Consider the following 1,202-nt stretch of genomic DNA (forward strand, 5'->3'; position numbering starts at 1 on the left):
GCGAGGATGGCTCAGAGGACGGGATTGCCGATCTCTATCTCGAAGGCACAGACCAGCATCGCGGGTGGTTCCATTCCTCGATGTTGCAGGCTTGCGGCACAATCGGTCGCGCGCCCTATCGCGGTGTTCTGACCCATGGCTTCACGCTGGATGAGAAGGGCATGAAAATGTCCAAATCCTTGGGCAATACGGTCGCGCCGCAGGCGGTTATTGACCAATATGGCGCCGATATTCTGCGGCTTTGGGTGGCGCAATCCGATTACACGGCGGATTTGCGCATCGGGCCTGAGATCTTGAAGAACGTGGCCGACAGCTATCGCCGTTTGCGCAATACGATGCGGTTTATGCTTGGCTCCTTGGGTGATTTAACGGAAACCGACCGCACAGAAGCCGCCGATATGCCCGAGTTGGAGCGGTTCATCCTGCATCGTTTGTCAGAGTTGGATCGGATCGTGCGCGAAGGCTATGCGAAATATGATTTCCAAGGCGTGTTCCAAGCGCTGTTCAATTTTGCGACCACTGATTTGTCGGCCTTTTACTTCGATATCCGCAAAGACGCGCTTTATTGTGATGGTGATACTGCGCAACGCCGTGCGGCGCGCACAGTTTTGGATCACCTATTCCAACGCCTGACCACTTGGCTTGCGCCAATTTTGACCTTCACCATGGAGGAGGTCTGGCTTGAGCGGAACAAAGACCCTGAGGCCTCAGTGCATCTGGTGGATTTCCCCGACACCCCTGCGGCGTGGTATGATGCAGACTTGGCCGCGAAATGGGCGATGATCCGCCGTGCGCGCCGCGTGGTGACAGCCGCCCTTGAGGTGCAGCGCCGTGACAAGGTGATTGGGGCCTCCCTAGAAGCCGCGCCTGTGATCTACGTGGCAGATGCCGCAATGCGCGCAGCGCTGCAATCTGTGCAGTTCGAGGATTTGGTCATCACCTCTGCGGTCACGCTGAGCGATGAAGCGATGCCCGCGGATGCCTTCACCTTGCCCGAAATTGAGGGGGTTGGTGTGGTCTTTGCCAAAGCGGATGGCGAAAAATGTGCGCGCTGTTGGAAAATTCTGCCTGATGTGGGCAGCCACAGCCATGCCCATGTTTGCGGGCGCTGCGACAGCGCGTTGACCTGAAAATCGCAATCTCGTGACTTGGAACCTGACCCGAAAGGGTTAGGTTCCTTTTTATGTTCAAGAAATGAGGGA

General features: G+C 56.7%; 1 protein-coding gene. It reads left to right on the forward strand.

The annotated features are described in order from the left end of the window. Nucleotides 1-1,130, forward strand: a 1,130-nt coding sequence (locus tag ACR0IO_RS23075) for a class I tRNA ligase family protein (RefSeq protein ID WP_480745183.1), incomplete at its 5' end; no start/stop codon positions are given. Nucleotides 1,131-1,202: the final 72 nt, after the last annotated feature.

This window comes from Ruegeria sp. CE12, from assembly GCF_056537525.1.